The 26,312-nt window shown below is 72.1% G+C and carries 14 protein-coding genes and 1 pseudogene; 8 read left to right on the top strand and 7 right to left on the bottom strand.

Annotated elements, in window-relative coordinates; all coding sequences use genetic code 11:
* The first annotated feature begins 436 nt into the window (after positions 1 to 436).
* The 6 genes and pseudogenes from ligA to pbpC form a co-directional block, all read left to right on the top strand.
* Positions 437 to 2,950 carry an NAD-dependent DNA ligase LigA gene (gene ligA, locus FQY79_RS01035; protein WP_146309941.1) on the top strand — a complete coding sequence of 838 codons (2,514 nt, stop codon included), beginning with the start codon at positions 437 to 439 and terminating at the stop codon, positions 2,948 to 2,950.
* A 56-nt stretch (positions 2,951 to 3,006) separates the two neighbouring features.
* Positions 3,007 to 3,969, top strand: coding sequence for an EF-P lysine aminoacylase EpmA (epmA, locus tag FQY79_RS01030; protein ID WP_146310791.1), 963 nt, complete (start codon positions 3,007 to 3,009; stop codon positions 3,967 to 3,969).
* A 112-nt stretch (positions 3,970 to 4,081) separates the two neighbouring features.
* Positions 4,082 to 5,152: an S-methyl-5-thioribose-1-phosphate isomerase gene (gene mtnA / locus FQY79_RS01025; RefSeq protein ID WP_146309939.1), complete on the top strand. Its 1,071-nt coding sequence runs from the start codon at positions 4,082 to 4,084 to the stop codon at positions 5,150 to 5,152.
* 450 nt (positions 5,153 to 5,602) lie between these two features.
* A complete protein-coding gene (gyrA, locus tag FQY79_RS01020) occupies positions 5,603 to 8,191 on the top strand; it encodes a DNA gyrase subunit A (RefSeq protein ID WP_146309937.1) in 2,589 nt (862 codons plus the stop codon).
* An 82-nt stretch (positions 8,192 to 8,273) separates the two neighbouring features.
* Positions 8,274 to 13,208, top strand: coding sequence for an alpha-2-macroglobulin family protein (locus FQY79_RS01015; protein WP_246122980.1), 4,935 nt, complete (start codon positions 8,274 to 8,276; stop codon positions 13,206 to 13,208).
* A gap of 107 nt (positions 13,209 to 13,315) precedes the next feature.
* Positions 13,316 to 15,664: pseudogene (gene pbpC, locus FQY79_RS01010) on the top strand (penicillin-binding protein 1C); the annotation flags it as partial.
* An 80-nt stretch (positions 15,665 to 15,744) separates the two neighbouring features.
* Here the strand turns inward: pbpC and FQY79_RS01005 are convergent.
* Positions 15,745 to 16,227 carry a peroxiredoxin gene (locus tag FQY79_RS01005; protein WP_146309931.1) on the bottom strand — a complete coding sequence of 161 codons (483 nt, stop codon included), beginning with the start codon at positions 16,225 to 16,227 and terminating at the stop codon, positions 15,745 to 15,747.
* A gap of 432 nt (positions 16,228 to 16,659) precedes the next feature.
* On the opposite strand from FQY79_RS01005, the gene FQY79_RS01000 reads away from it, so the two are divergent.
* Both FQY79_RS01000 and FQY79_RS00995 read left to right on the top strand, forming a co-directional pair.
* Positions 16,660 to 17,118: an Hsp20/alpha crystallin family protein gene (locus FQY79_RS01000; RefSeq protein ID WP_146309929.1), complete on the top strand. Its 459-nt coding sequence runs from the start codon at positions 16,660 to 16,662 to the stop codon at positions 17,116 to 17,118.
* A gap of 68 nt (positions 17,119 to 17,186) precedes the next feature.
* On the top strand, positions 17,187 to 18,095 hold the full coding sequence (locus FQY79_RS00995) for a DnaJ C-terminal domain-containing protein (RefSeq protein WP_146309927.1): 909 nt from the start codon (positions 17,187 to 17,189) through the stop codon (positions 18,093 to 18,095).
* A gap of 107 nt (positions 18,096 to 18,202) precedes the next feature.
* Here FQY79_RS00995 and pilH read toward each other — a convergent pair whose 3' ends face one another.
* The 6 genes from pilH to FQY79_RS00965 all read right to left on the bottom strand — a co-directional run bounded on the left by pilH (position 18,203) and on the right by FQY79_RS00965 (position 26,185).
* Positions 18,203 to 18,601: a twitching motility response regulator PilH gene (gene pilH, locus FQY79_RS00990; RefSeq protein ID WP_146309925.1), complete on the bottom strand. Its 399-nt coding sequence runs from the start codon at positions 18,599 to 18,601 to the stop codon at positions 18,203 to 18,205.
* Positions 18,602 to 18,664: 63 nt separating this feature from the next.
* Positions 18,665 to 19,660: an acrylyl-CoA reductase family protein gene (locus FQY79_RS00985; protein WP_146309923.1), complete on the bottom strand. Its 996-nt coding sequence runs from the start codon at positions 19,658 to 19,660 to the stop codon at positions 18,665 to 18,667.
* Between the two features lie 167 nt (positions 19,661 to 19,827).
* Positions 19,828 to 20,421, bottom strand: coding sequence for an LOG family protein (locus tag FQY79_RS00980; protein ID WP_146309920.1), 594 nt, complete (start codon positions 20,419 to 20,421; stop codon positions 19,828 to 19,830).
* 103 nt (positions 20,422 to 20,524) lie between these two features.
* Positions 20,525 to 21,967, bottom strand: a complete 1,443-nt coding sequence (gene lpdA, locus FQY79_RS00975; RefSeq protein ID WP_146309918.1) for a dihydrolipoyl dehydrogenase — start codon at positions 21,965 to 21,967, stop codon at positions 20,525 to 20,527.
* A 117-nt stretch (positions 21,968 to 22,084) separates the two neighbouring features.
* Entirely contained in the window at positions 22,085 to 23,323 is a 1,239-nt protein-coding gene (sucB, locus tag FQY79_RS00970) for a dihydrolipoyllysine-residue succinyltransferase (RefSeq protein WP_146309916.1), read from the bottom strand.
* Between the two features lie 36 nt (positions 23,324 to 23,359).
* Positions 23,360 to 26,185 (bottom strand): 2-oxoglutarate dehydrogenase E1 component, encoded by a 2,826-nt coding sequence (locus FQY79_RS00965; protein ID WP_146310789.1) that lies wholly within the window; start codon positions 26,183 to 26,185, stop codon positions 23,360 to 23,362.
* Positions 26,186 to 26,312: the final 127 nt, after the last annotated feature.

Raw genomic sequence — 26,312 nt, 5'->3', positions numbered from 1 at the left:
CGGTGGGTCCGGGCGGCCGGCGGGATTCCCCGGTTCATTCGTGTCGGCGGACAACGACCCCGACGGCTGCTGTAGTCCGTGCGGGGATAGTGGAGCCGTGCATCGAGGCGGGTGGGGCCGCGCACTCCGGATGCTCTCGCCGCATCCCCTGGCATGCGCCGCCCTCGCCGGCGCCGGTCGCCCGCCGGCCTCGCCCCTGGGGCTTCCGGAGCCGAGCCGCGACGTGGCCGGGCAGGCCCTGCGGCGAAATCAAGGAGGAGGCATTGGCCCGCAGGGCCGATGCCGGGGGACATTCGCCGCAGGGCCTGCCCGGCCGCGTCGCGGTCCGTCGGGTCGCCGCGCCAGCCGGGCAGCTTCTCGGCGCCGGTCGCGGAAGCGCCGGCCACGCCGAGTCACGGCGACGCGCCGCCAACGCCCGCGCCCTACAATCACCCCCATGCCAGACTCCGCCACCACCGCCCGCGCCAGGGAACTGCGCGCGCGCATCGAAGACGCCAATTACCGCTACTACGTCCTCGACGACCCCTCGATCCCGGACGCCGAGTACGACGCCCTGATGCGCGAGCTCGAGGCGCTGGAGCTGGCCCATCCCGAACTCGCCTCCGACGACTCGCCCACGCGCACCGTCGGCATCCGCCCGGACGGCGGTTTCCCGGAGGTCCGGCACGCCATCCCGATGCTTTCGCTGGCCAACGCCTTCGAGACCCCGGGCGTGCCCGACGACGCCGACGACCGCGTCCGCCATGCGGAGGTCGCCGATTTCGTCCGCCGCATCGAGCAGCGCCTCGGCATCCACGACCCGGTGTTCTCGGTCGAGCCCAAGCTCGACGGCCTGGCCATCAGCCTGCGCTACGAGGACGGCGTGTTCGTCCAGGGCGCCACCCGCGGCGACGGCGCCACCGGCGAGAGCGTCACCGCCAACCTGCGCCAGGTGCGCGCGGTGCCGCTGAAGCTGCGCACCGGCGACGCCCCGCCGCCGGCCGTGCTGGAGGTGCGCGGCGAGATCTACATGCCGCGCAAAGCGTTCGAGGAGTGGAACGCGCGGGCGCTGGAGCGCAACGAGAAGCTGCTCGCCAACCCCCGCAACGGCGCCGCCGGTTCGCTGCGCCAGCTCGATCCGGCGGTCACCCGCCGCCGACCGCTGGCGTTCTTCGCCTACGGCGTGGGCGAGGTACGCGGGCTGGAGCTGCCCGAAACCCATTCAAGGACCCTGGCCCTGCTGCGCGGGTTCGGCTTCCCGATCGCGCCCGAGGTCGACACCGCCACCGGCTTCGACGGCCTCATCGCCTACTACCGCCGCATCGGCGCGGCGCGCGACAGCCTGCCGTACGACATCGACGGGGTGGTCTACAAGCTCGACGACTACGCCCAGCAGCGCGAGATGGGCTTCGTCTCGCGCGCCCCGCGCTGGGCGCTGGCGCACAAGTACCCTGCGCAGGAGCAGTCCACCGTGCTGCGCGCGATCGAGATCCAGATCGGCCGCACCGGCGCGGCCACGCCCGTGGCCCGGCTCGAGCCGGTGCAGGTGGCCGGCGTCACGGTCACCAATGCCACCCTGCACAATGCCGACCAGGTTGCGCGCCTGGACGTGCGCGAGGGCGATACCGTGATCGTGCGCCGCGCCGGCGACGTGATCCCCGAGATCGTGCGCGTGATCGCCGAGCGCCGCCCCGCCGGTGCCGTGCCGTGGACGATGCCCACGCATTGCCCCGTGTGCGGCTCGGAGCTGGTGCGCGAGGAGGGCGCGGCGGCCTGGCGCTGCAGCGGCGGGCTATCGTGCCCGGCGCAGCGCAAGGAGGCGGTACGGCACTTCGCCTCGCGCCGGGCGATGGACATCGAGGGCCTGGGCGACCGCCAGGCCGAGGCGCTGGTGGAGTTCGGCTTCGTGCGCTCGCCGGCCGACCTCTACGCGCTCACCGTGGAGGACCTGGTGCGGATGAAGGCGGCGCTGGACGCCGGCACCGCCGCCGACCTGGTGCAGGCCGTGGCCGACAGCAAGGGCGCGCTGGCGCTCGACGCGGAGGGCACCGAGCGGCTGGCCGACGAGCGCACCCGCTGGCGCGACGCAGGCTTCCTGCGCGCGCACCTCTCCGTCGACACGTCCGGCAAGCTTGCCACGCGCTGGGCGGAAAACCTGGTCGCGGGCATCGAGGCGAGCAAGCGGACCACGCTCCCGCGCTTCCTGTTCGCGTTGGGCATCCCGCACCTGGGCGAGACCACGGCCAAGGCGCTGGCGCAGTGGCTGGGCTCGCTCCAGTTCGTGCGCAGCACGCCCGCCGAGCTGCTGCAGGCGCTGCCCGACATCGGTGGCGAGGTCGCGCGCTCGATCGCAACCTTTTTCGAGCAGCCCGGCAACGCGCGGGTGGTGGACGCGCTGCTGGCCGCGGGCATCCGCTTCACCGACGAGGGCCCCCCGTCGGCGGCACTGCGCGAACGCCTCGATCTCGCCCACCTGCTGCGCATGCTGCCGGTCGAGAAGCTCGGCGACCGCAGCGCGGAGCGCCTGGCCGGGACCTACGGCAGCCTGGACGCGCTGTTGCGCGCCAATCCGAGCGGCTGGACGGGTGCCGGTGCGTCCGCGGCCGGCGCGGAGAACCTGGCCGCCTACCTCGCCGATCCCGAGGCACGCGCGCACCTCGAAGCCCTGGAAGCGGCGCGGCAGCGCCTGCTCGCGGCCGCGCCCGAGCAGGCCGAGGCCGTCACCGGGCCGCTCGAAGGACGCACCGTCGTGCTCACCGGCAGCCTGTCCTCGATGACCCGCGACGAGGCCGGGGAGAAGCTGCAGGCGCTGGGCGCGAAGGTCGCCGGCAGCGTGTCGAAGAAGACCCACCTGGTGGTCGCCGGCGAGGCCGCCGGCTCCAAGCTGGCCAAGGCCACGGAGCTGGGCATCGAAGTCTGGGACGAAGAGCAGCTGCTGGCGTTCCTCGCCGCGAACGGAGCGGGCGCGTGAGCCGCTTCCAGCCGGGGCCCGGCTGGCGCGACGACGTCGCCGCCGGCCAGGCATGGATGCCCTCGGGCACGCGCGACGCGCTGCGCCTGCGCGCCTGGGTGAACCGCCTGGTGCGGGAGTTCTTCTTCGCCCGCGACGTGCTCGAGGTGGAAACGCCGATGATGTCGCGGGCCGGCAACACCGATCCGAACATCGCCTCGTTCGCGCTCGAGTTCTCCGGCCGCACCGACGGCGCGCCGCGCACGCGCTGGCTGCGTACCTCGGCCGAGTACCCGATGAAGCGGCTGCTGGCCGCCGGCGTCGGCGACTGCTACGAACTCGGCCGCGTGTTCCGCGACGGCGAGGCCGGCGGCCGCCACAACCCCGAGTTCACCATGCTCGAGTGGTACCGCGTCGGCTGGGACCACCTGCGGCTGGCCGACGAGACCGTGGAACTGGTGCAGGCGGCGCTGTCGCTGGTCGGGCGCGAGGCCTCGGTGGCGCGGACCACCTTCCGCGAGCTGTATCGCGACACCCTCGGCGTCGACCCGCTGACCGCCAGCGTCGACGAACTGCGCGCCGTCGCGGACGGCATCGTGATCGAGCCCGATGGCCTGTCCCGCGACGACTGGCTGGACCTGCTGATGACCCATCGCATCCAGCCGCGCTTCCCGCCCAACCAGCTGCTGGTGCTGCACGACTATCCCGCGTCCCAGTGCGCACTGGCCCGGGTGGTGCGCCGCGGCGACGTGGAGGTGGCCGAGCGCTTCGAGCTGTACCTGGGCGCGCTGGAGCTGGCCAACGGCTACCACGAGCTCACCGACGCGGCCGAACAGCGCCGGCGCTTCGAGCGCGACGTGCAGGTGCGCCGCGCGCGCGGGGCGCCGGTCCCGCCGCTCGACGAGGCCCTGCTGGACTCGCTCGAGGCCGGGCTGCCGGCCTGCGCGGGCGTGGCCCTGGGCGTCGACCGACTGCTGATGGCCATGCTCGGTACGCCCTGCATCGCCGACGTGCTGGCCTTCGACTTCACCCGCGCCTGAGCCCCCGCCCGCCGCGCGGCCGCGCCGGGCGTGCGGTGCGGGGCGAGGGCGCGGACGTGGCCGTCGCGGGCGGGTTGGGACTGCATCCGGGACGCCCCGCTAGAATCGCGTCATGACCGACGCCATCGACTACGCCCGCTACGACCGCATCCGCCCGATCCGCTGGACGGGCGAGGCGCTGGAACTGCTCGACCAGCGGCGCCTGCCGTTCGCGGTGGAGTACCTTGCCTGCCGCAGCAGCGATGAAGTGGCCGAGGCGATCCGCGCGCTGGCCGTGCGCGGCGCGCCGGCGATCGGCATTTCCGCGGCCTGGGGCGTGGTGCTGGCCGCGCGCGAGGTCGAGGCGGCCGATGCGGCCGAGGCCGCGCGGCTGCTCGAGCCGGCGATGCAGCGGCTCAACGCGGCGCGCCCGACCGCGGTCAACCTGGCCTGGGCGCTGGCGCGGATGCGCGCCGCGCTGGTGCGCGCCCAGGCCGGCGAGGGCATGGACTGGCGCGCAGCGCTCGAGGCCGAGGCGCGCGCGATCGAGAGTGAAGACCTGGCCGCCAACCGCGCCATGGGCACGCTCGGCGCCTCGCTGATCGCGCCCGGCAGCGGCGTGCTCACCCACTGCAACACCGGTTCGCTGGCCACCGCCGGCTTCGGTACCGCGCTGGGCGTGATCCGCGCCGGCGTGGCCGAAGGCCGGATCGACAGGGTCTTCGCCGGCGAGACCCGCCCCTGGCAGCAGGGCGCGCGCCTGACCGCGTGGGAGCTGCTGCAGGACGGCATCCCGGCCACGCTGATCGCCGACTCCGCCGCCGCGCACCTGATGAAGACCGGCGCGGTGCAGTGGGTGGTCGTCGGCGCCGACCGCATCTGCGCCAATGGCGACACCGCCAACAAGATCGGCACCTACCAGCTGGCGATCGCCGCGCGCCACCACGGCGCGAGGTTCATGGTGGTGGCGCCCTCGTCGACGGTGGACATGGACACCGCGTCCGGCGACCTGATCGAGATCGAGGAGCGCGATCCGGCCGAACTGTTCGGCATCGGCGGCACTCGCGTGGTCGCCGAGGGCGTGGCGGCGTGGAACCCGGTGTTCGACGTCACCCCGGCCGCGTTGATCGACGCCATCGTCACCGAGAAGGGCGTGGTCGAGCGGCCGGACGCCGAGGCGATGCGGGCGATGTTCGGCCCCTGAGCGCGCGCCCGGCCGGACCGCGCCGGAGCAGTCCGGGCGGCGTGGCGATGCACGCCGCCCGCGGCCCGGGGAGGGTGCCAGGGGAGGGTGCCAGGGGAGGGCCGCGCGACCTTGCGACGGTGGCGGGAACGGCCTTCCACGCGGGCGCAGACCGGTCGCGGCTGAAGCCGCTCCTGCGGTCGGGATGCTGCCGCTCGCCGTGGCGGAGCAACCGGACGCGGGCAGTGGGCGCGGCGGCCGGCCGGCGTGCCATCCGACGACCGTGGGACAACGCCCCTCCGGTCGCGCAAGTGCTTGTTTTTGTGCGGAATCCGGTGGCGTGGAACGCCGTTTCGTGATAGCATTCCACCCTTGTCCACGGCGGGGCCGAACAGCCCCGCCGCCACGTTTCCGGGCCACCGTTCCCGACGGGCCGGCCTCGCCCGGCGCCACGAGGATGCAAGCAATCCGATGACCGATCTCGCCCAGGAAATCATCCCGGTCAACCTCGAAGACGAAATGCGGCGCAGCTACCTCGATTACGCCATGAGCGTGATCGTCGGCCGCGCGCTGCCGGACGTCCGCGACGGCCTCAAGCCGGTGCATCGCCGCGTGCTGCACGCGATGAACGAACTGGGCGCGCACAGCAACAAGCCGTACTACAAGTCGGCGCGCATCGTCGGCGACGTGATCGGCAAGTACCACCCGCACGGCGACCAGTCGGTCTACGACACCCTGGTGCGCATGGCGCAGCCGTTCTCGCTGCGCTACCTGCTGGTGGACGGGCAGGGCAACTTCGGCTCGATCGATGGCGACTCGGCCGCGGCCATGCGCTACACCGAGGCGCGCATGGCGCGCATCACCCACGAGCTGATGGCCGACATCGACAAGGAAACCGTCGATTTCGTGCCCAACTACGACGAGAAGGAGCTCGAGCCGTCGGTGATGCCGACGCGCTTCCCGAACCTGCTGGTCAACGGCTCGGCCGGCATCGCCGTGGGCATGGCCACCAACATCCCGCCGCACAACCTGGGCGAGGTGGTGGACGCGCTGGTCGCGCTGATCGACGACCCGGAAATCGACATCGACGGGCTGATGGAGTACATCCCCGGCCCCGACTTCCCCACCGGCGGCATCATCAACGGCGTCGGCGGCATCCACCTGGCCTACCGCACCGGCCGCGGCCGGGTGCGGATCCGGGCGAAGTGCGACATCGAGGTGGCCGACAACGGCCGCGAGTCGATCATCGTCACCGAGATCCCCTACCAGGTGAACAAGGCGCGGCTGATCGAGAAGATCGCCGAGCTGGTCAAGGAGAAGAAGCTCGACGGGATCAGCGAGCTGCGCGACGAGTCCGACAAGGACGGCATGCGCATCTACATCGAGGTCAAGCGCGGCGACTCGGCCGAGGTGGTGCTCAACAACCTCTACGCGCAGACCCAGCTCGAGTCGGTGTTCGGCATCAACATGGTGGCGCTGGTCGACGGCCGCCCGCAGCTGCTCAACCTCAAGCAGATCCTCGAGGCCTTCGTCCGCCACCGCCGCGAGGTGGTCACCCGCAGGACGATCTTCGAGCTGCGCAAGGCGCGTGCCCGCGCGCACGTGCTGGAAGGCCTGACCGTCGCGCTGGCCAACATCGACGAGATGATCGAGCTGATCAAGACCTCGGAAAGCCCGCAGGTGGCCAAGGAGCGCATGCTCGGCCGGCTGTGGCAGCCGGGCCTGGTCGGTGCGCTGCTCGGCGCGGCCGGGGCCGAGGCCTCGCGGCCGGAGGACCTGCCGCCGGGCGTGGGCCTGCTGGCCGACGGCTACCAGCTCACCGAGGTGCAGGCCCAGCAGATCCTGGAGATGCGCCTGCACCGCCTGACCGGGCTGGAGCAGGAGAAGCTCACCGAGGAGTACCGCCAGCTGCTCGACACCATCCGCGGCCTGATCGAGATCCTGGAGGACCCGGAGGTACTGCTGGAGGTGATCCGCACCGAGCTGCGCAATGTCAAGGAGGAGTTCGGAGACGCGCGCCGCAGCGAGATCCGCGCCAGCGAGGAGGACCTGGACATCCTCGACCTGATCGCACCCGAGGACGTGGTGGTCACGCTGTCGCACGCCGGCTACGCCAAGCGCCAGCCGGTCACCGCCTACCGCGCCCAGCGCCGCGGCGGCCGCGGCCGCAACGCCGCCAGCACCAAGGACGAGGATTTCATCGATCAGCTGTGGATCGTCAACACCCATGACACCCTGTTGACGTTCACCAGCGCCGGGCGCGTGTTCTGGCTGCCGGTGCATCAGCTGCCCGAGGCCGGCCCGAACGCGCGCGGCCGCCCGATCGTCAACTGGATCGCGCTGGAGGAGGGCGAGCGGGTGCAGGCGGTGGTCCCGGTGCGCGAGTACGCCGAGGACCGCTACGTGTTCTTCGCCACCCGCAAGGGCACGGTGAAGAAGACCCCGCTCACCGAGTTCGCCTACCGCCTGACCCGCGGCAAGATCGCGATCAACCTCGAGGACGGCGACGCCCTGGTCGACGTCGAACTCACCGACGGCAACCGCGACATCATGCTGTTCGCCAGCAACGGCAAGGCGGTGCGCTTCGACGAGTCGACGGTGCGCCCGATGGGCCGCACCGCCACCGGCGTGCGCGGCATCCGCCTGGCCGGAGGCGAGGAGGTGCGCAGCCTGGTGGTGGTCGACGGCGACGGCGACATCCTCACCGCCAGCGAGCACGGCTACGGCAAGCGCACCCCGCTCTCGGAATATCCCAAGAAGGGTCGCGGCACCCAGGGCGTGATCGCGCTGCAGACCACCGCCCGCAACGGCAAGCTCGTGGGCGCGACCCAGCTGTCGGACCGCCACGAGGTGTTGCTGATCTCCGATGGCGGCACCCTGGTGCGCACCCGCGCCTCCGAGATCTCGCAGGTCGGGCGCAACACCCAGGGCGTGACCCTGATGCGCCTGGCCGAGGGCGAGTCGCTGCAGGCGATCGAGCGCGTGGACGCCTCGCTCGACGAGGACGCCGACACCGAGTCGGACGGGGCCACCGAGGCCGAACTGCAGCCGGGCGCCTGACCTCCGCCCCGGCTCGGCCCGGGCCGGGGACCTCTCTATACTGGCCGCGGGACGGCCGGGAGGGGCGCGCGTGGACAAGCGGATCATCGGGCGGCGGCGGGCGGTGCTGTGGGCGCTGCTCGCGGCGGTGGTGCTGGCGGCGGGCTGCAAGCGCAACGAGGCCGGGCAGCTGCCCGCCGTCAGCGGCGAGGCGATCGTCGCCCGGCGCGATGCCGTCGAGGGCTTCGGCCTGGTCCGCGCCTGGCCCGACCAGGCGGACGGCGCCCTGGCGATCGCGCTGGAATTCTCGCGGCCGCTGGTCGGCACCCAGGACTTCGACCACCTGCTGACGTTCGCAGAACCGCCCGCCGAACCCAGCGGCTGGACCCTGTCGGAGGACGGCACGGTGCTGCGCTACCCGCACGTCGAGGCCGACCACCATTACACGGTGCGCATCTCCGCCGACCTGGTCGCCGCCGACGGCACCCGCCTGGGCGAGGACAGGGAGGAGAAGGTGTACACCGGCGAACTCGCGCCGGTGGTCGGTTTCGCCTCGCAGGGCAGTGTGCTGCCGGCCAGGGAGTCGCGCGGCCTGCCGGTGGTGTCGGTCAACGTGCCGGAGGTGGATGTCGAGTTCCTGCGGGTCAAGGAGGGCTCGCTGCCCAAGTTCTTCGCCGACTACCAGCGCGGCGGCCGGCGCGGGAGCTGGGAGCTGGAGAGCAGCTGGAGGGGGCGTGCGCCGCTGTCGCGGCTGGCCGAGCCGGTCTACGTCAACCGCTTCGTGCTCGATGGCCGGCGCAACGAGCGGGTGCTGACCTACCTGCCGCTGCAGGACATCGCCGAGCTGCAGCAGCCCGGGCTGTACTTCGCAGTGATGAAGCGCACCGGCTCGTTCGAGGACCAGTTCGAGACCGCGTTCTTCACCGTCAGCGACATCGGCCTGCACGCGCGCGCCTACCGCGACAGGCTGTTCGTGCACACCGCGTCGCTGCGCGACGGCGAGGCGGTCGGTGGCGTCTCGCTGCGGATCCTCGATGGCCGCGGCGAGACCATCTACCGCGCCACCACCGACCGCAACGGAAACGCGTTGCTCGAATACACCCTGGACGCGGCCCACGTGCTGGTGGCCAGCCGCGGCAACGACGTCTCGATGCTGCCGTTCAACCAGCCGGCGCTGGACCTGTCGGAATTCGCGGTGTCCGGGCGCGCCCAGGGCTGGTTCGACGTGTTCGCCTGGTCCGGGCGCGACCTCTACCGGCCCGGCGAGACGGTGCGCGTGTCGGCGCTGCTGCGCGACCACGACGGACGCCTGGTGGCGGCGAAGGACGGGCAGGCGCAGCCGCTGTTCGTGCGTCTCAGGCAGCCGGACGGCAAGCCGTTCTTCGAGACCCGCCTCGAGCCTGGGGCGCTGGGCTACTACAGCTTCGAGCGCGAGGTGCCGGTGGACGCCCCGACCGGCCGCTGGCAGGTCGAGTTCCGCACCGATCCCGCCAGCCGCGAGGCGGTCCAGGGCATGGCTCTGCGGATCGAGGAATTCCTGCCCGAACGCATGAAGCTGGAACTGGACGCGGCCCAGCGCATCCTGCGCCCGGGGCAGCCGCTGCGCCTGCAGGCCAGTGGCGCCTACCTGTACGGCGCCCCGGCCGCCGGCAACCGGATCACCGCGCGCCTGGCGGTGACGGTCGAGCAGCACCCGCTCGAGGGCATGCCCGGCTGGTTCTTCGGCGACCCGACCGTCAACCTGCCGCGCGAGGCCAGGGACGTGGTCGAGGCGACGCTCGATGCGCAGGGGCGGATCGAGCAGGACATCGCGCTGCCGGAGGAGGTGAAGGCCGACACGCCGGTCTCGGCGGTGGTCAGCGCCAGCCTGTTCGAAAGTGGCGGGCGCAGCGTCAACCGCAGCCTGGCGCGCGTGATGTGGCCGGCCGACGCCCTGGTCGGCGTACGTCCGCAGTTCGACGACCGCGACGGTGCCGAGGCCAACAGCAGTCCCGGCTTCGAACTGCTGCGGGTGGGCGCCGACGGCAGGCCGCGGCCGGTCAGGGGACTGCAGGTCACCCTGGTGCGCGAGCACCGCGACTACCACTGGCGCCACGGCGACGGTGGCTGGGAGTACGAGTTCAGCCGCCGCTACGAGAACGTCGAGACCCGCACCGTCGACGTCGGCGAGACCGCCGCCCGCCTCGACTTCGCGGTGGAATGGGGCGAGTACCGGCTCGACGTGCGCGATCCGGAGACGAAGCTGGTCACGCGCTATCCCTTCCGCGCCGGCTGGGGCTGGGGCGACGACAACCGCGGCCTGGATGCGCGCCCGGACAAGGTCAAGCTGTCGCTCGACCGCAGCGGCTACCGCGCCGGCGACACGCTCGAGGTGACGGTGACCCCGCCGCATCCGGGCAAGGGCCTGCTGCTGGTCGAGAGCGACCGGCTGCTGTACGTGCAGGAGATCGAGGCGCGTGCCGGCCGCACGTTCCGGATCCCGGTGACGCAGGACTGGGAACGCCACGACGTCTACGTCACCGCGCTGGTGTTCCGCGGCGGCAGCGCGCCGAGCAAGGTCACGCCGGCGCGCGCGGTGGGCGTGGCCCACGTGCCCATGGACCGTCGCGACCGGCGCGTCGCGGTGGGCCTGAAGGCGCCGGGGACGATCACGCCCGAAGGCCCGCTGCAAGTGGTGCTGAGCGCGCCGCAGCTGGCCGGCAAGGAGGCCTGGGCCACGGTCTCGGCGGTCGACGTGGGCATCCTCAACATCACCCGCTACCCGGTGCCCGACGCGCGCGCCCACTTCTTCGCCCAGCGCCGCCTTGGCGTGGATGCCTGGGACGTGTACGGGCGGGTGATCGAGAGCTACGAGGGCGGGGCCGCGCGCCTGCGCTTCGGCGGCGACATGGCGCTGGCCGCGCTGCCGCAGGCGCGGCGGCCGACCGCGCGGGTGCAGACGGTGGACCTGTTCTCCGGACCGGTGCGGCTCGACGCCCAGGGCAATGCGCGGGTGCGCCTGGACGTGCCCGACTTCAACGGCACCCTGCGGGTGTCGGCGCTGGTGTACTCGGCCGACGGCTATGGCAGCCGCGAGGTCGAGACCCTGGTGCGCGCGCCGCTGGTGGCCGAGGCCAGCATGCCCCGGGTGATGGCGCCGGGCGACCGCGGCACGGTGACCCTGGACCTGGCCAACTACAGCGGTCGCGACGGACGCTTCGAGGTGCGCGTGGACGGGGTGGGCCCGCTCACGGTCGGTGAGGGCGCGCGCCGGGTGGAGCTGTCCGCGGACGGCCGCACCACGCTCAACTTCCCGGTCACCGCCGGTCGCGGCCATACCGTCGCCCAGGTCCGGGTGCGGGTGGACGGGAGCGGGGTGAAGGTAGACCGCCGTTACGACCTGCCGGTACGCGCGGCCTGGCCGTCGATCCTGCGTTCGAACACCCGGGCGCTGGCCACGCCGGCGCCGATCACGCTCGATGGCTCGCTGGCCGACGGCCTGCTGCCCGGTTCGGTGACCGCGCAGTTCACCGTCAGCGCGCTGCCGCCGATCCCGTTCGCCAGTGCGATCCGCGGCGCGCTCGACTATCCCTATGGCTGCGCCGAGCAGACCGCAAGCAAGGGCTACGCGGCGCTGCAGCTGGACGGGGCCACGGTGGAGATGCTCGGCATCCGCGACGTGGACGCCGGCAAGCGCCGCCAGTACGTCGAGGGTGCACTCGGCCGCCTGGCCTCGCTGCAGACGGGCGCCGGCCATTTCTCGATGTGGGGCGACGGCAGCTACGTCAATCCGCTGCTCACCCCGTACATCGTGGAGTTCCTGCTCGATGCGCGCGATGCCGGCTTCAACGTGCCCGAGGCGATGCTGCAGAAGGCGCTCGAACGCCTGGGCGAGGACCTGCTGGCCGGCGGCGAGCAGTTCTACGGCCGTGATCACCGCTCGCACCTGCGCTTCGCCTACCAGGCCTACGCCGGCTATGCACTGGCGCGCGTGAACCGGGCGCCGCTGGGCACCCTGCGCGCGCTCCACGACAACGACCGCAGGCATGCGCTGGGTCCGCTGCCGCTGCTGCACCTGGGCCTGGCCCTGTCGCTGCAGGGCGACGGCGCACGCGGGGCGCAGGCGATCGAGCAGGCCTTCGCGTTCAAGGGCGACCGTCCGGGCCTGCTGTGGGACTACGGCAGCCCCCTGCGCGACCAGGCGCTGATGGTGGCGCTCGTCCAGGAACGCGGACTGGCGAAGCCCGCGCACCTGGCGCGCGCGGTGGAGGTCGGCCGCGAACTCGACGCGCGCCGCGGCGACCGTGGGCGGCTGTACCTGAGCACCCAGGAACAGATCGCCCTTGCGCGGCTGGGCCGTGCGCTGGCGGCATCGCCCGGGCACCGGGTCGCGGGCACCCTCGCCGAGGGTGGCGTGGCGCAGGAGGTTGCGCCCGCGCGCATCGTTGGACGGACCTACGATGCCGCGGCGCTGGCGCGTGGCGTGCGCTTCGAACCGCGCCTGGCGACCGCGGGCACGGACGATGCCGGCGCCCGCCCGCCGCTGTTCGTGAACATCGACGTGGCCGGCGTGCCGGCGTCGCCGCCCGCGCCCGATGCCGGCACGGTCAAGGTCGAACGGCGGCTGTACACCACCGAAGGCAAGCCGTGGACGCCGGCGCCGCTGAAGGAGGGCGAGGCGCTGATCGTCGGGGTGACGGTGACCTCGGACGTGGCGATCCGCGACGCGCTGCTCACCGACCTGCTGCCGGCGGGACTGGAGGTGGAGAACTTCAACCTCGGCGACGCCAGGCAGTGGGCGGACGTGGTGGTGGCGGGCGTGCGCATCAGCGAACGCGCCGATGCGGCGCGGGTGCGCCACGAGGAGTACCGCGACGACCGGTACGTGGCCGCGTTGGACCTGGACGCCGGCCGCGCGGCGCGGGTGTTCTACCTGGTCCGCGCGGTGACGCCGGGCACCTACGCGGTGCCGCCGCCGATGGTCGAGGACATGTACCGGCCCGACGTGCGCGGGGTGGGCCGGGCCCTGCCGGCTTCGATCACCGTCGTGCAGCCGTGAGCGGGCAGGGGGCCGCGCATGCGGCAGGGGCGCATCCTCCGGCGGGCTGAGCCGGCCGCGCGCATGCGGTCGAGCCGCGTGCGCCGGGCCGCGGGAGGGGCCGCCCCATGGCGGCGCTGAAGCGGCTGCTGCCTTGGCTGCGCTGGGGCACGGTGGCGCTGCTGCTGGGCTTGCTGGCGCTCGACCTGGCGTTCCCGCCGCGGCTGCCCGGGGCGCGTGACACCAGCACGATGGTGGTCGCGGCCGATGGCACGCCGCTGCGCGCGTTTGCCGACAGCGAAGGCGTCTGGCGCCTGCCGGCCAGGCGCGAGAGCGTTTCGCCGCTGTACGTCCAGGCGCTGCTGGCCTACGAGGACCGCTGGTTCGATCGCCATCCCGGCGTGAATCCGTACGCGCTGTTGCGGGCGGGCTGGCAATGGGCGCGTGGCGGCCGCATCGTCTCGGGTGGTTCGACGCTCACCATGCAGGTGGCGCGGATCCTCGACCGGCGCCCGGGCGCGACCCGCAGCTTGCCGGGCAAGCTGGTGCAGGTGCTGCGCGCGCTGCAGCTTGAGGCGTGCCTGTCCAAGGACCAGATCCTGGCGCTGTACCTGGAGCGGGCGCCGTTCGGCGGCACGATCGAGGGCGTGGAGGCCGCGAGCTGGGCCTACCTGGGCAAGCCGGCCGCACGGCTGTCGCACGCCGAGGCCGCGCTGCTGGTCGTGCTGCCCCAGGCACCCAGCCGCCTGCGCCCGGACCGGCATCCCGAAGCGGCGCAGGCCGCGCGCGACAAGGTGCTCGAGCGCATGGCCGCGCTGGGCGTGTGGACCCCGGAACAGGTGCGCGAGGCGAAGGTCGAGGCCGTGGTCGCGCGCCGCCTGCGGCCGCCGCTGTCGGCGCCGCTGCTGGCCCAGCGCCTGCGCGCGGCGCGGCCGCGCGAGGAGCGCATCGCCACCACCCTCGACGCCGGCCTGCAGCGCACCCTCGAGGCGCGGGTGGAGGCGTACTTCTCGGGCCTGCCCGAGCGCACCTCGGCGGCGCTGCTGGTGGTCGACAACACGACCATGGAGGCGCGCGCCTACGTCGGTTCACTCGATCTCGCCGACCGTTCGCGCCTGGGCCACGTCGACATGGTGCGCGCCTGGCGTTCGCCGGGCTCCACGCTCAAGCCGTTCGTGTACGGCATGGCCCTGGACGACGGACTGATCCATTCCCACAGCCTGCTGGTGGATGCGCCGCAATCGTTCGGCGGCTACCGTCCCGGCAACTTCGACGCGGTGTTCAACGGTCCGGTGACGGCGGCGACGGCGCTGCAGCGCTCGCTCAACGTGCCCGCGGTGGACCTGCTCGACCGGATCGGTCCGGCGCGGTTCGCCGCGCGCCTGGTGCACGCCGGCATCGAGCTGCGCTTCCCCCGCGGCGCCTCGCCCAACCTCGCGCTGGTCCTGGGCGGCACCGGCGCGCGGCTCGAGGACCTCGTGGGCGCGCACGCGGCCCTGCATCGCGACGGGCTGGCCGGACGGGTGCGCTATACGCCGGACGACCCGCTCATCGAGCGCCGGTTGCTGTCGCCGGGCGCGGCCTGGATCGTGCGCGAGATCCTCGAGTCCAATCCGCGCCCGGGCGAGCGCGAGGGCATGTTCGACGTGGCGCGCCGGCCGCGGGTGGCGTGGAAGACCGGGACCAGCTACGGCTTCCGCGACGCCTGGGCGCTGGGCGGTACGCGCCGCTACACGGTCGGGGTGTGGGTCGGGCGGCCCGACGGCACGCCGTTGCCGGGCCAGTATGGCGCGCTGACGGCACTGCCACTGCTGTTCGAGGTCGTCGACAGCCTGCCGCGGGGGCCCGGCGACGGCGCCCCGGTGCCGCCGCCGCCATCGGTCGAAAAACGCGAAGTGTGCTGGCCGCTGGGCACCGCGATCGAATCGCAGCCGCCGGAGTTGTGCCAGCGCCGCTTCGAGGCCTGGGTGCTCGACCGGGTGGTGCCGCCGACCCTCGCCGAACGCGAGGCGCGGGCGTGGAGCGCGGGGATCGAGCGGTTCGAGGTCGATGCGGCCACCGGGCTGCGCCTGTCCGCGCACTGCCGCAGGCCGCACGTGGCGCGGCCGGCGATGGTGGCGCGCTGGCCTGCGCTGGCGTCGCCGTGGTTGCCGGCCTCGACCCGTCGCGCCTCCACCCTGCCGCCGCTGTCGCCGGACTGCGCCGACGACGGGCGTGGGGCGGTGGCGACCCTGCGCATCGAGGGCCTGGCCGATGGCGCGGTGCTGGCGCGGCCGCCCGGCAGTGCGCGCGGGATCCGGGTGTCGCTGCGCGCGGTCGGCACCGATGCGCCGGTACAGTGGCTGCTGGACGGGCGCAGGATCGCCACCACGCGCGGGGCCAACCCCTTCGTCCACGTGTTCGACGCCGCGGGGACGCACCGGCTCACGGCGCTGGCCGACACCGGAGCGTGGACCAGCATCGGGTTCCGGGTGCTGGTGCCCGACACCGGCGGTGGCGCGGCGGGCGGGGGCGACGACGCCGGCGCACGGCCCTCGGCGCCCGCGCCGGCCCGCGTTCAGCCCCCCAGCGCTTCCAGCACGTGCTCGGCGCTCGAGACCTTGAACTCGCCCGGTGCCTCGACGAACAGGTGCTTGACCACGCCGTCCTCGGCATAGAGGGCGAAGCGCTTGCAGCGGATGCCCATGCCGTAGCCGCTGGCGTCCATCTCCAGGCCCATCGCGCGAGTGAGGTCGGCGTTGCCGTCCGACAGCAGCTTCAGGCCCTTGGGCACGCCCAGGCTCTCGCCCCAGGCCTGCATCACGAACGGATCGTTTACCGCCATGCAGGCGACCTCGACGCCGAGTTCGCGGAAGCGGTCGAAGCGCTCGATGAAGCCTGGCAGGTGCCGCTCCGAGCAGGTGGGGGTGAAGGCGCCCGGGACGGCGAACAGCACGACCTTGCTGCCGTCGAACAGGGTGGGCGTGTCGATGGCCTGCACGCCATCGTCGATGTACTTGAGCACCACTTCGGGGATGCGGTCGCCGATCTGGATGGTCATGGGAGGCAGCCTCGTGGCGTGGGGTCGTCGGGCCTATCGTCGCACGGCCGGGGAGAAGGTGCGCTCGGCCCGGCCACTCCCGCGCAAGGCGCTGCGTCGTTCCGGCGTCCTGTCGACTCCCCGCCGCGGGGGCGCCACCCGACACCGCGGGACCACGGACGCGGCCCATGCCTGGCCGTCGCGTGCGCCCCGGTGGGGCCGCGGCAGCCCGCGGCGCGCGGATGCCCCGGTCGTTCGGACGCCCTGTCCGGCCGGCGGCCGCGACCCTCCCCGGTATCGCCCGCGGCCTGCCGGTCGGGTCGCCACGGCCGCCTCCCGGGCCTCGCCGCGGCGGCCCGGGGCAGGGGAAAACCCCTTGAAAACCGCCTTCCCGTCCATAGATGAGGGGCATCAGCGGCCGGGGGCCGCAGACGTGACAGACAGGAGCCAGACATGAGCATCGTTCGTTACAACCAGCGTCCGACCGAGCTCGCGCTTCACGACGAGATCCGCCAGATGTTCGACCGCTTCTTCGGCGAGCACGATTCCGACGCCTCCGCGGTGGTCACCTCGCAGTGGGTGCCGCGCGTGGACATCAAGGAGGAGGCCGAGCGCTTCGTGCTCTACGCCGACCTGCCGGGTATCGACCCGCAGGACATCGAGGTGCAGATGGACAAGGGCATCCTCTCGATCAAGGGCGAGCGCAAGAGCGAGTCGAAGACCGAGACCGAGCACTTCTCGCGCGTGGAGCGCCACTACGGCATGTTCCACCGCCGCTTCGCGCTGCCCGACAGCGCCGATCCCGATGGCATTGTCGCCACGGGCCGCAACGGCGTGCTGGAGATCGTGATCCCGAAGCGGCCGGAGAGCACGCCGCGCCGGATCCAGGTCGGGGTGCAGACCGCGCACTGACCGCGGTGCGCCTGCGCCGGTAGAATCGCGACGGCCCGCGACACGCGGGCCGTCGTCGTGGAGCGAGCATGCAGTTCAAGGATTACTACAGCGTGCTGGGCGTGGAACCGAGCGCCGGCGACGCGGAGATCAAGTCCGCCTACCGGCGCCTGGCGCGCAAGTACCACCCCGACGTCAGCAAGGAGCCCGGCGCGGAGGAGCGCTTCAAGGCCGTCAACGAAGCCTACGAGGCGCTGCGCGACCCGGGCCGCCGCAAGGCCTACGACCAGCTGCGCGCGCGCGGATACCGTCCCGGCGACGAGGTGCCGCCGGCCGGCTTCGGCGGCGCCGCGCCCGGCGCGGGCGGTTTCGACTTCGAAGAGGTGTTCGCCGGCGGCGGCGCCGGGGGCGGCTTCAGCGACTTCTTCGAGAGCCTGTTCCGGCGCGCGGCGGGGAACGGCGCCGGCCCGCGCGCCGCCGGCCGCGCCCACGGCATGGGCGATACCCGTGCCCGGCTGGCGGTGTCGCTGGAGAACGTGTACCGCGGCGACAGCGTGCGGATCTCGGTCGATGGCCGCGCGTTCGATGTTCGGGTGCCGCGGGGCATCCGGCCCGGCCAGGTGATCCGCCTGGCGGGGCAGGGGGCCGGCGGCGGCGACCTGCTGCTGGAGATCGAGTACGCCGCGCATCCGCAGTTCGAGGTGGACGGGCGCAACATCATCCACAGCCTCCCGGTGGCGCCATGGGAGGCGGCGCTGGGCGCCAAGGTCAGCGTGCCCACGCTGGGCGGCCGGGTCGAGGTCAAGATCCCGCCCGGTTCGGAGGCCGGCCGCAAGCTGCGCCTGCGCGGCCGTGGCCTGCCGGGCGCCGGCGGCGAGCCGGCCGGCGACCAGCTGGTGGAACTGGAGGTGCAGGCGCCGGTGCCGCGGGACGAGCGCCAGCGCGAGGCCTACGCGAAGCTGCGCGACAGCTTCGGCGGGAAGTGGCGCCAGGGCTGAGCGCCGTCCGCTGACGGTCCGGCGGGCCCGGGTGCCGGCCTCGCTGGAGGCTGCGTGGGAAGCCGGCGTCGTGATGCCTGTCCGGCCCGCCGCACCACGGCCGGGCGTCAGCCGGCGTCGGGCGTGGGTCCGGGCGGGTCGCCGCGGCCGATGGTGGAAACGATGGCCTCGGTCAGTTCGGCTTCGCTGAAGGGCTTGGTGAGGTAGCCCTGCGCGCCCTGGCGCAGGCCCCAGACGCGGTCGGTTTCCTGGTCCTTGGTAGTGACCAGGATCACCGGGATGTGGCCAGTCTCCGGGTCGCGCTTGATCGTACGGGTGGCCTGGAACCCGTTGAGGTTCGGCATCACCACGTCCATCAGGATCAGGTCGGGAAGGTGCTCCTTGGCGGCGCGCACGCCGGCGGCGCCGTCCTCGGCGGTCACGGCCTGGTGCCCGAGCTTCTCCACGATGCGGCGGATGCCCATCAGCTGCGAGGGCGAGTCGTCGACGATGAGGATGCGCGCCATGTCGTGTTCCCCTTCCGTTGCAGCGGATTGTAGCGGCCGGGGCCGGGTTGCCAACCAGTGGGCCTAGGGGAATGTGACCAGGGTCCTGCCGAGGGAGCCGCCGGCCAGCATGTCCTCGAACACCTGCGACAGGCCCTCGAGCGTGGTTTCGCGGGTGCAGATGCGGTCCAGGTGGCGCGGCTTCCAGTCCGAAGCCAGGCGGCGCCAGACCTGGTCGCGGAGGTCGCGCGCGGTGCCCGCCGAGGCCACGCCGAGCAGCGAGACGCCACGAATGATGTGCGGCATCACCGTGGCCGGGAGCTGCGCGCTGGCGGCCAGGCCGGCGCTGGCCACGTTGCCGTAGGGCCGGGTCTGCGCCAGCAGGCTGGCCAGCATCGGGCCCCCGACGTTGTCCAGGCCGCCGCCGAAGCGCACCGATTCCAGCGGACGGGTGGTGGACAGGACCTCGCGCCCATGGACCTCGGCGGCCCCGATCGACTGCAGGTAGCCGGCATGTTCGGCCTTGCCGGTGATCGCGTGCACCGTGTAGCCGGCGCGGCTGAAGATGTCGATCGCCAGCGAGCCGACCCCGCCGGTGGCCCCGGTGACCGCGAGCGGGCCGAGCGCGGGCGACTGCCGGTTCTCTTCCATCCGCAGCAGCGCCAGCGCGGCGGTGAAGCCGGCCGTGCCCAGGATCATGCTCTCGCGCAGCGAGAGCCCCATCGGCAGCGGGATCGCCCATTTCGACTCGATCCGCGCATAGGCGCTGTAGCCGCCGTCGCGGGTCTCGCTCAGGCCGCTGCCGGTGACCAGCACCTCGTCGCCTTCGCGGAAGCGCGGGTCGGCCGAGGACACCACGTGCCCGGCCAGGTCGATGCCGCCGACCAGGGGGAACTCGCGCAGGATCCGGCCCTTGCCGGTGCCGGCCAGCGCGTCCTTGAAGTTGACCGAGGAGAACGCGACCTTGACCACGATCTCGCCCGGCGAGAGGTCGTCGATCGACAGCTGCTCCAGGCCGCTGCGGTAGCCGGCGTCGTCATTGTGGATGCGGAATGCGGTGAAGCTGGCGGGCACTCCCATCTTGCCTCCGTGGTGCCGGCACGCCCGATGCGGCGGTTGCCGGCATTGTCACACAGCTGCGCGCCGGACGGACGTGGCGCTACCGCGGCTGCTCGCACCGCTTCCCGTCCGCGCCAGACCAATCCCGGGGCGCCATGCGGACGAACGCGTCGCCACGTGCCGGGGACTTACCGCAGCTCCTTGCGACGCTTCTCGTCCAGCCATTTCGTCGCGCTCGCCGGTTCGTACTCCCGCATCCAGCGCAACATGCCCTCGATGTCGTCGCCGTGCCACAGGTCGGCGCGCTGGTCGGGGTGCAGGAAGCGCTCCTCGACCATGCGGTCGATCATCGCCAGCAGCGGGCCGTAGAAGCCGTCGACGTCGAGGAACGCGCAGGGCTTGTCGCCGATGCCGAGCTGGCGCCAGGTCAGCATCTCGAACATCTCGTCCAGCGTGCCGAAGCCGCCGGGCAGGGCGACGAAGGCGTCGGACAGGTCGAACATGCGCTTCTTGCGCTCGTGCATGTTGGCCACGACCTCGAGCCGGGTCACGCCCTCGTGCGCGACCTCCCAGTTGACCAGCTGCTCGGGGATCACCCCGACCACTTCGCCGCCGGCCTGCAGCACCGCGTCGGCCACTACCCCCATCAGCCCGACGTTGCCACCACCGTAGACCAGCTGCAGCCCTTCGCGGGCGATGCGGTCGCCCAGGGCCATGGCGCGTTCGGTATAGGCGGGCCGGCTGCCGGTGTTGGAGCCGCAGTAGACGCAGATGGTTCGCATGGCGGGACCGTTCGTGGGAAGGGTGGGGCCGGGAAACGCAGACGCCGGGCAGGGCCCGGCGTCCAGGGGCGGCCCGCGGGGCGGGCCGGTCGGGCAGCCGGCCTCAGTTGGCCTTGTGGATCGCGCGCTTGTCCACCGCCATGGCGGCGTCGTGCACGGCCTCCGACAGGCTGGGATGGGCGTGGCAGATGCGGGCCAGGTCGTCGGCCGAGCCCTTGAACTCCATCGTCAGCACGCCCTCGTGCACCAGCTCCGAGACATTGGCGCCGATCAGGTGCATGCCCAGCACCCGATCGGTCTCGGCGTGCGCCAGCACCTTCACGAAGCCGGTCGGCTCGGCCATCGCCACCGCGCGGCCGACCGCGGCGAACGGGAAGCTGCCGGCCTTGTATGGCACGCCCTCGGCCTTGAGCTGCTGCTCGGTCCTGCCGACCCAGGCGATCTCCGGCGAGGTGTAGATGACGTAGGGGATGGTCTCGAGGTTGACGTGGCCGGGCAGGCCGGCGATCAGCTCGGCCACCGCGATGCCTTCCTCGAAGCCCTTGTGCGCCAGCATCGGCCCGCGCACGCAGTCGCCGATCGCCCACACGCCGTCCACGCCGGTGTGGCAGTGCTCGTCGACCTCGATCTGGCCCCGGTCGTTGAGCTTGACCCCTGTGCCCTCGGCCAGCAGGCCCTTCGTCGCGGCACGGCGGCCCACTGCCACCAGCAGCCGGTCGACGACCAGGGTCTGCTCGCCGTCCTTGCCGGCGTAGGTGAGGGTGACTTCCTTCTTCTTGCCCTTGCCGGTGACCTCGGCCTTGCTGACCTTGGCACCGAGCTGGATGTCCAGGCCCTGCTTCTTGAACTCGCGCGCGGCCAGCCTGGCGACCTCGGCGTCGGCGGCCGGCAGGAACTCCGGCAGCGCCTCGAGAATGGTGACCTCGGCGCCCAGCCTGCGCCAGACGCTGCCCAGCTCCAGGCCGATCACGCCGGCGCCGATCACCGCCAGGCGCTTCGGCACCCCGGTGAAGTCCAGCGCGCCGACGTTGTCGACGATGTACTCGCCGTCGAACTTCGCGAACGGCAGCTCGATCGAGTCGGACCCGGCGGCGATGATCACGTTGGCCGCGGCCAGCTCGACCTCACCGCCATCGTGCTGCTTCACCTTGACGACGCGGTCCGGGTGCAGGGTGGCGAAGCCGTGGAAGGCCGCGACCTTGTTGGCCTTGAACAGCATCGCGATGCCGCCGGTGAACTGCTTCACGATGCCGTCCTTGCGGGCGATCATCGTCGGCACGTCGATCTTCGGGTTGCTGGCGCTGATGCCGTGCTGCGCGAACGAGTGCACCAGGTTGTGGTACTGGTGCGAGGAGTCGAGCAGCGCCTTGGACGGAATGCAGCCCACGCGCAGGCAGGTGCCGCCGAGGGCCGGTTTGCCGTCCTTGCCGAGCGCGGCGTCGACGCAGGCGACCTTCATGCCCAGCTGCGCCGCGCGGATCGCGGCGTGGTAGCCGGCGGGGCCGGCGCCGATGACGACAACGTCGAATTGCTGCTGCTCGCTCATTTCATTCGCTCTGCTGGTTCGTGGCCGCCGGCGCGCGGCGGGTGGGGCCGGTGCCGGGTTGCCGCTGCGGCCGGCCGGGGGAGGCCGGCCGGGGCACCCGCCGCGGCTGTGCCGGGCTCAGAGGCCCAGCACCATGCGGCCGGGGTTCTCGAGCTGGTTCTTGATGTCGACCAGGAACAGGACCGCGTCCTTGCCGTCGATGATGCGGTGGTCGTAGGACAGCGCGATGTACATCATCGGCGCGGCCACGACCTGGCCGTTCTCGACGATCGCGCGCTCCTTGATCGCGTGCATGCCGAGGATCGCCGACTGCGGCGGGTTCACGATCGGGGTCGAGAACAGCGAGCCGAAGGTGCCGCCGTTGGTGATGGTGAACGTGCCGCCCTGCAGGTCCTCGAGCTTGAGCCCGCCCTCGCGCGCGGCCTTGGCGTAGTCGGCGATGCCCTGCTCGATCTCGGCGAAGCTCATGCGCTCGACGTTGCGCAGCACCGGCGTGACCAGGCCGCGGTCGGTGGAGATCGCCACCGAGATGTCGGCGTAGCCGTGGTAGATGATGTCGTCGCCGTCGACCGAGGCGTTGATGATCGGGAAGCGCTGCAGCGCGTTGGCGGCGGCCTTGGCGAAGAAGCTCATGAAGCCGAGCTTGATGCCGTGCTCCTTCTGGAACTGCTCGCCCAGCTCCTTGCGCAGGGCCATGACCTTGCCGAGGTTGACCTCGTTGAACGAGGTCAGCATCGCGATCGACTCCTTCGACTGCATCAGGCGCTCGGCGATGCGCTTGCGGATGCGGGTCATCGGCACCCGCTCCTCGGGGCGCGCGCCGCCGGCGACCGCGCCGGTGCGGCCGGCGGCGAAGTTGACCAGGTCCTCCTTGGTCACCGCGCCGCGGCGGCCGGTGCCCTGCACCTGCGCGGGGTCGATGCCTTCCTTCTCGGCGGTGAAGCGGGCGCCCGGCGGCAGGTCGGCGGTCTTGCCCGACGACACCGGGGCGGGGTGGGTGGAGGACGGGGCGGCGGCTTCCGCCTTCGCGGCGCCCTTCTTCTCCTGCACTTCCTCGTGGCCGGCGGCGCGCTTGCCTTCCTTGGCCGCTTCGCCGCCCGCGTCGGCGGCCTTCGCGGCGCCTTCCTCGATGACCGCCAGCACCTGCTGGCTGGTGACGGTGTCGCCTTCGGAGAACTTGATCTCCTTCAGCACGCCGTCGACCGGCGAGGGGACCTCGAGCACGACCTTGTCGGTCTCCAGGTCGACCAGGTTCTCATCGCGGCTGACGGCATCCCCGACCTTCTTGTGCCAGCCGGCGATGGTGGCGTCGGACACGGATTCGGGAAGGACCGGGACTTTGACTTCGGTGGCCATGGGACGGCGTCCTTGATGCTATGGGGTCGGGCGGTGTTATTCGGAGGCGATCTGGTCGCCGGGCGGGTCGATCAGGGCCTGCGCGACCAGCCGGTTCTGTTCCTCGACGTGGTCGGCGAAATGGCCGACGGCGGGCGAGGGCGAGCGGCTGCGGCCGGCGTAGCTGAGCGCCTGGCCCTTGGCCAGGCAGGCCTGCAGGTGGTGCTTGATCTGGTACCAAGCGCCCTGGTTCTGCGGCTCTTCCTGGCACCACACGACCTCCGCGGCCTTGCCGTACTTCTTCAGTTCGGCGGCGAGCAGTTCGCGCGGGAACGGATACAGCTGCTCCACGCGCACCAGGGCGACATTGTCCTGGCCCCGCTTGCGGGCGTCTTCGAGCAGGTCGTAGTAGACCTTGCCCGAGCACAGCACCACGCGGGTGACCTTCTTCGGGTCGGCCGAGGCGTCGGGGATCAGGTGCTGGAACTCGCCGTTGGCCAACTCGTCGAGCGTGGACACGGCCAGCTTGTGGCGCAGCAGCGACTTCGGGCTCATCACCACCAGCGGCTTGCGCACGTTCATCTTCATCTGCCGGCGCAGCATGTGGAAGCACTGCGCGGGCGTGGTCGGCACGCACACCAGCATGTTGTCGAGCGCGCACAGCTGCAGGAAGCGCTCCAGTCGCGCCGAGCTGTGCTCGGGGCCCTGGCCTTCGTAGCCGTGCGGCAGCAGCAGGGTGAGCCCCGACACGCGGCCCCACTTGGCCTCGCCGGAGGCGATGAACTGGTCGATCACCACCTGGGCGCCGTTGGCGAAGTCGCCGAACTGCGCCTCCCAGATGTCGAGCGTGTTCGGGTCGGCGGTGGAGAAGCCGTACTCGAACGCCATCACCGCTTCCTCGCTGAGCAGCGAGTCGATGATGGTGCAGCGCTCGGGCTGCTCGACCAGCTGGCGCAGCGGCATGTAGAAGCGGTCGGTGGTCTGGTCGTGCAGGATCGCGTGGCGGTGGAAGAAGGTGCCGCGCCCCGAGTCCTGGCCCACCAGGCGCAGGCCGTGGCCCTCGGAGAGCAGGGTCGCGTAGGCGAGGTTCTCGGCGAAGCCCCAGTCGCCGGGGAGTTCGCCGGCCGCCATCTTCAGGCGGTCCTCGTAGATCTTCGCGACCCGCGGATGCAGCTGCAGGTCCGCGGGCAGGGTGGCGATCCTGCGGGCCAGGTCGACGAGCGCGTCCTTGTCGAAGCGGGTGTCGACCGCGTCGGACAGCTTGCCCGACAGGTACCTCGACCAGTCGATGGTGAGCTCGTAGTCCTCGGGCTTGGACTCGGCCAGCTCGGTGGTCACCTCGCCCGCGTCGAGCTTGTCGCGGTAACGGTCGACCAGGGCCTTGGCCTCCTCCGCCGACACGACGCCTTCCTTTGCCAGCCGCTCCGCGTACAGTTCGCGGGTGGTCGGGTGCCTGCGGATGGTGCGGTACATCAACGGCTGGGTCGCGGACGGCTCGTCGGCCTCGTTGTGGCCGTGGCGGCGGTAGCAGAACAGGTCGATGACCACGTCCTTGCGGAACTGCTGGCGGAACTCGTAGGCCAGGCGCGCCACGAACACCACCGCCTCCGGGTCGTCGGCGTTCACGTGGAAGATCGGTGCGCCGACCATCTTCGCCACGTCGGTACAGTAGAGCGTGGAGCGCGCGTCTTCCTTGTTGCTGGTGGTGAAGCCGACCTGGTTGTTGACCACCACGTGCACGGTCCCGCCGACGTCGAAGCCGCGGGCCTTGGACATCTGGAACAGTTCCATCACCACGCCCTGGCCGGCGAAGGCGGCGTCGCCGTGGATCAGCACTGGCATCACCTGGCGGCGCTCGGCGTCGCGGCGGCGCTCCTGGCGCGAGCGCACCGAGCCGGCGACCACCGGGTCGACGATTTCCAGGTGCGAGGGGTTGAACGCCAGCGCCAGGTGCACCGGCGCGCCCGGGGTGGCGATGTCGGCCGAGAAGCCCATGTGGTACTTCACGTCGCCGGCGTGGGCGAGTTCGTTGAGCTCGAACTTGCCCTCGAACTCGTCGAACAGCACGCGCGGGTTCTTGCCCAGGGTGTTGACCAGCACGTTGAGGCGGCCGCGGTGGGCCATGCCGATCACGATGTCCTTGACCTTGTCCATGCCCGCGCTGCGGACCACCGTGTCGAGCAGCGGGATCAGCGAGTCGCCGCCCTCGAGCGAGAAGCGCTTCTGGCCCACGTACTTGGTGTGCAGGTAGCGTTCCAGGCCCTCGGCGGCGGTGAGACGCTCGAGCACGCGGCGCTTGTCTTCTGCGCTGAGGTTGTAGTCGCCCCCGGCCGCTTCCAGCCGCTGGTAGAGCCACTGGCGCTGCTCGACCTCGGGGATGTGCATGAACTCGGCGCCGATCGGCCCGGTGTAGGTCGCCTTGAGCCGGGCCAGCAGGTCGCGCAGCTTCATCCGCGGCTGGCCGGCGACGCCGCCGGTGCTGAACTCGGTGTCGAGGTCGGACTCGGACAGGCTGTGGAACGGCAGCCCGAGGTCGGGCGGGTTCATCGGCTCGCTCAGCCCCAAGGGGTCGAGCCTGGCACCGAGGTGGCCACGCGAGCGGTAGGCGGTGATCAGGCGGCCGACGTGGCGCTCGCGCTCGTCGCTGGTCCCGCATACCGCCACTCCGCGCGCCGCCAGGCGGCCGGCCTCGGCCACCGCCTGGGCCACCGCCGAGTGCGGCACGTCCCCGGCCTCGCGGCCGCCGAAGCCGTCGAACCAGGCTTTCCAGCGCGGTCCGACGCTGTCGGGAGAGACGAGATACTGTTCGTAGAGGTCCTCGATGTAGGCGGCATTGGCGCCAAGCTGGGAGGACTGCGCAAACTGCTTGAGAAGACTGTCCACGTCGGGCGTCTGGGACTCGTAGGGGGGAGGCAAATGGCTGATCCGGAAAGATTTTCCGGTTTCGGAGAAGGTGATTGAATCGCGCGCAACATTATAGCCACGAGGCATATGTACTTGCATCACATGC

This window comes from Luteimonas wenzhouensis, assembly GCF_007859305.1.
Classification (GTDB): Bacteria; Pseudomonadota; Gammaproteobacteria; order Xanthomonadales; family Xanthomonadaceae; genus Luteimonas; species Luteimonas wenzhouensis.
The sequence above is the reverse complement of the archived record's forward strand: the minus strand, read 5'-3'. Positions and strand labels throughout refer to the sequence as shown.

Excerpts from the sequence above, each read along its gene's own strand:
- FQY79_RS01000 (WP_146309929.1), top strand. The coding sequence starts at position 16,660 with ATGAGCATCGTTCGTTACAACCAGCGTCCGACCGAGCTCGCGCTTCAC.
- FQY79_RS00985 (WP_146309923.1), bottom strand. The coding sequence starts at position 19,660 with ATGGGAGTGCCCGCCAGCTTCACCGCATTCCGCATCCACAATGACGAC.
- mtnA (WP_146309939.1), top strand. The coding sequence starts at position 4,082 with ATGACCGACGCCATCGACTACGCCCGCTACGACCGCATCCGCCCGATC.
- ligA (WP_146309941.1), top strand. The coding sequence starts at position 437 with ATGCCAGACTCCGCCACCACCGCCCGCGCCAGGGAACTGCGCGCGCGC.
- epmA (WP_146310791.1), top strand. The coding sequence starts at position 3,007 with ATGCCCTCGGGCACGCGCGACGCGCTGCGCCTGCGCGCCTGGGTGAAC.
- lpdA (WP_146309918.1), bottom strand. The coding sequence starts at position 21,967 with ATGAGCGAGCAGCAGCAATTCGACGTTGTCGTCATCGGCGCCGGCCCC.
- sucB (WP_146309916.1), bottom strand. The coding sequence starts at position 23,323 with ATGGCCACCGAAGTCAAAGTCCCGGTCCTTCCCGAATCCGTGTCCGAC.
- FQY79_RS00995 (WP_146309927.1), top strand. The coding sequence starts at position 17,187 with ATGCAGTTCAAGGATTACTACAGCGTGCTGGGCGTGGAACCGAGCGCC.
- pilH (WP_146309925.1), bottom strand. The coding sequence starts at position 18,601 with ATGGCGCGCATCCTCATCGTCGACGACTCGCCCTCGCAGCTGATGGGC.
- gyrA (WP_146309937.1), top strand. The coding sequence starts at position 5,603 with ATGACCGATCTCGCCCAGGAAATCATCCCGGTCAACCTCGAAGACGAA.
- FQY79_RS01005 (WP_146309931.1), bottom strand. The coding sequence starts at position 16,227 with ATGACCATCCAGATCGGCGACCGCATCCCCGAAGTGGTGCTCAAGTAC.
- FQY79_RS00980 (WP_146309920.1), bottom strand. The coding sequence starts at position 20,421 with ATGCGAACCATCTGCGTCTACTGCGGCTCCAACACCGGCAGCCGGCCC.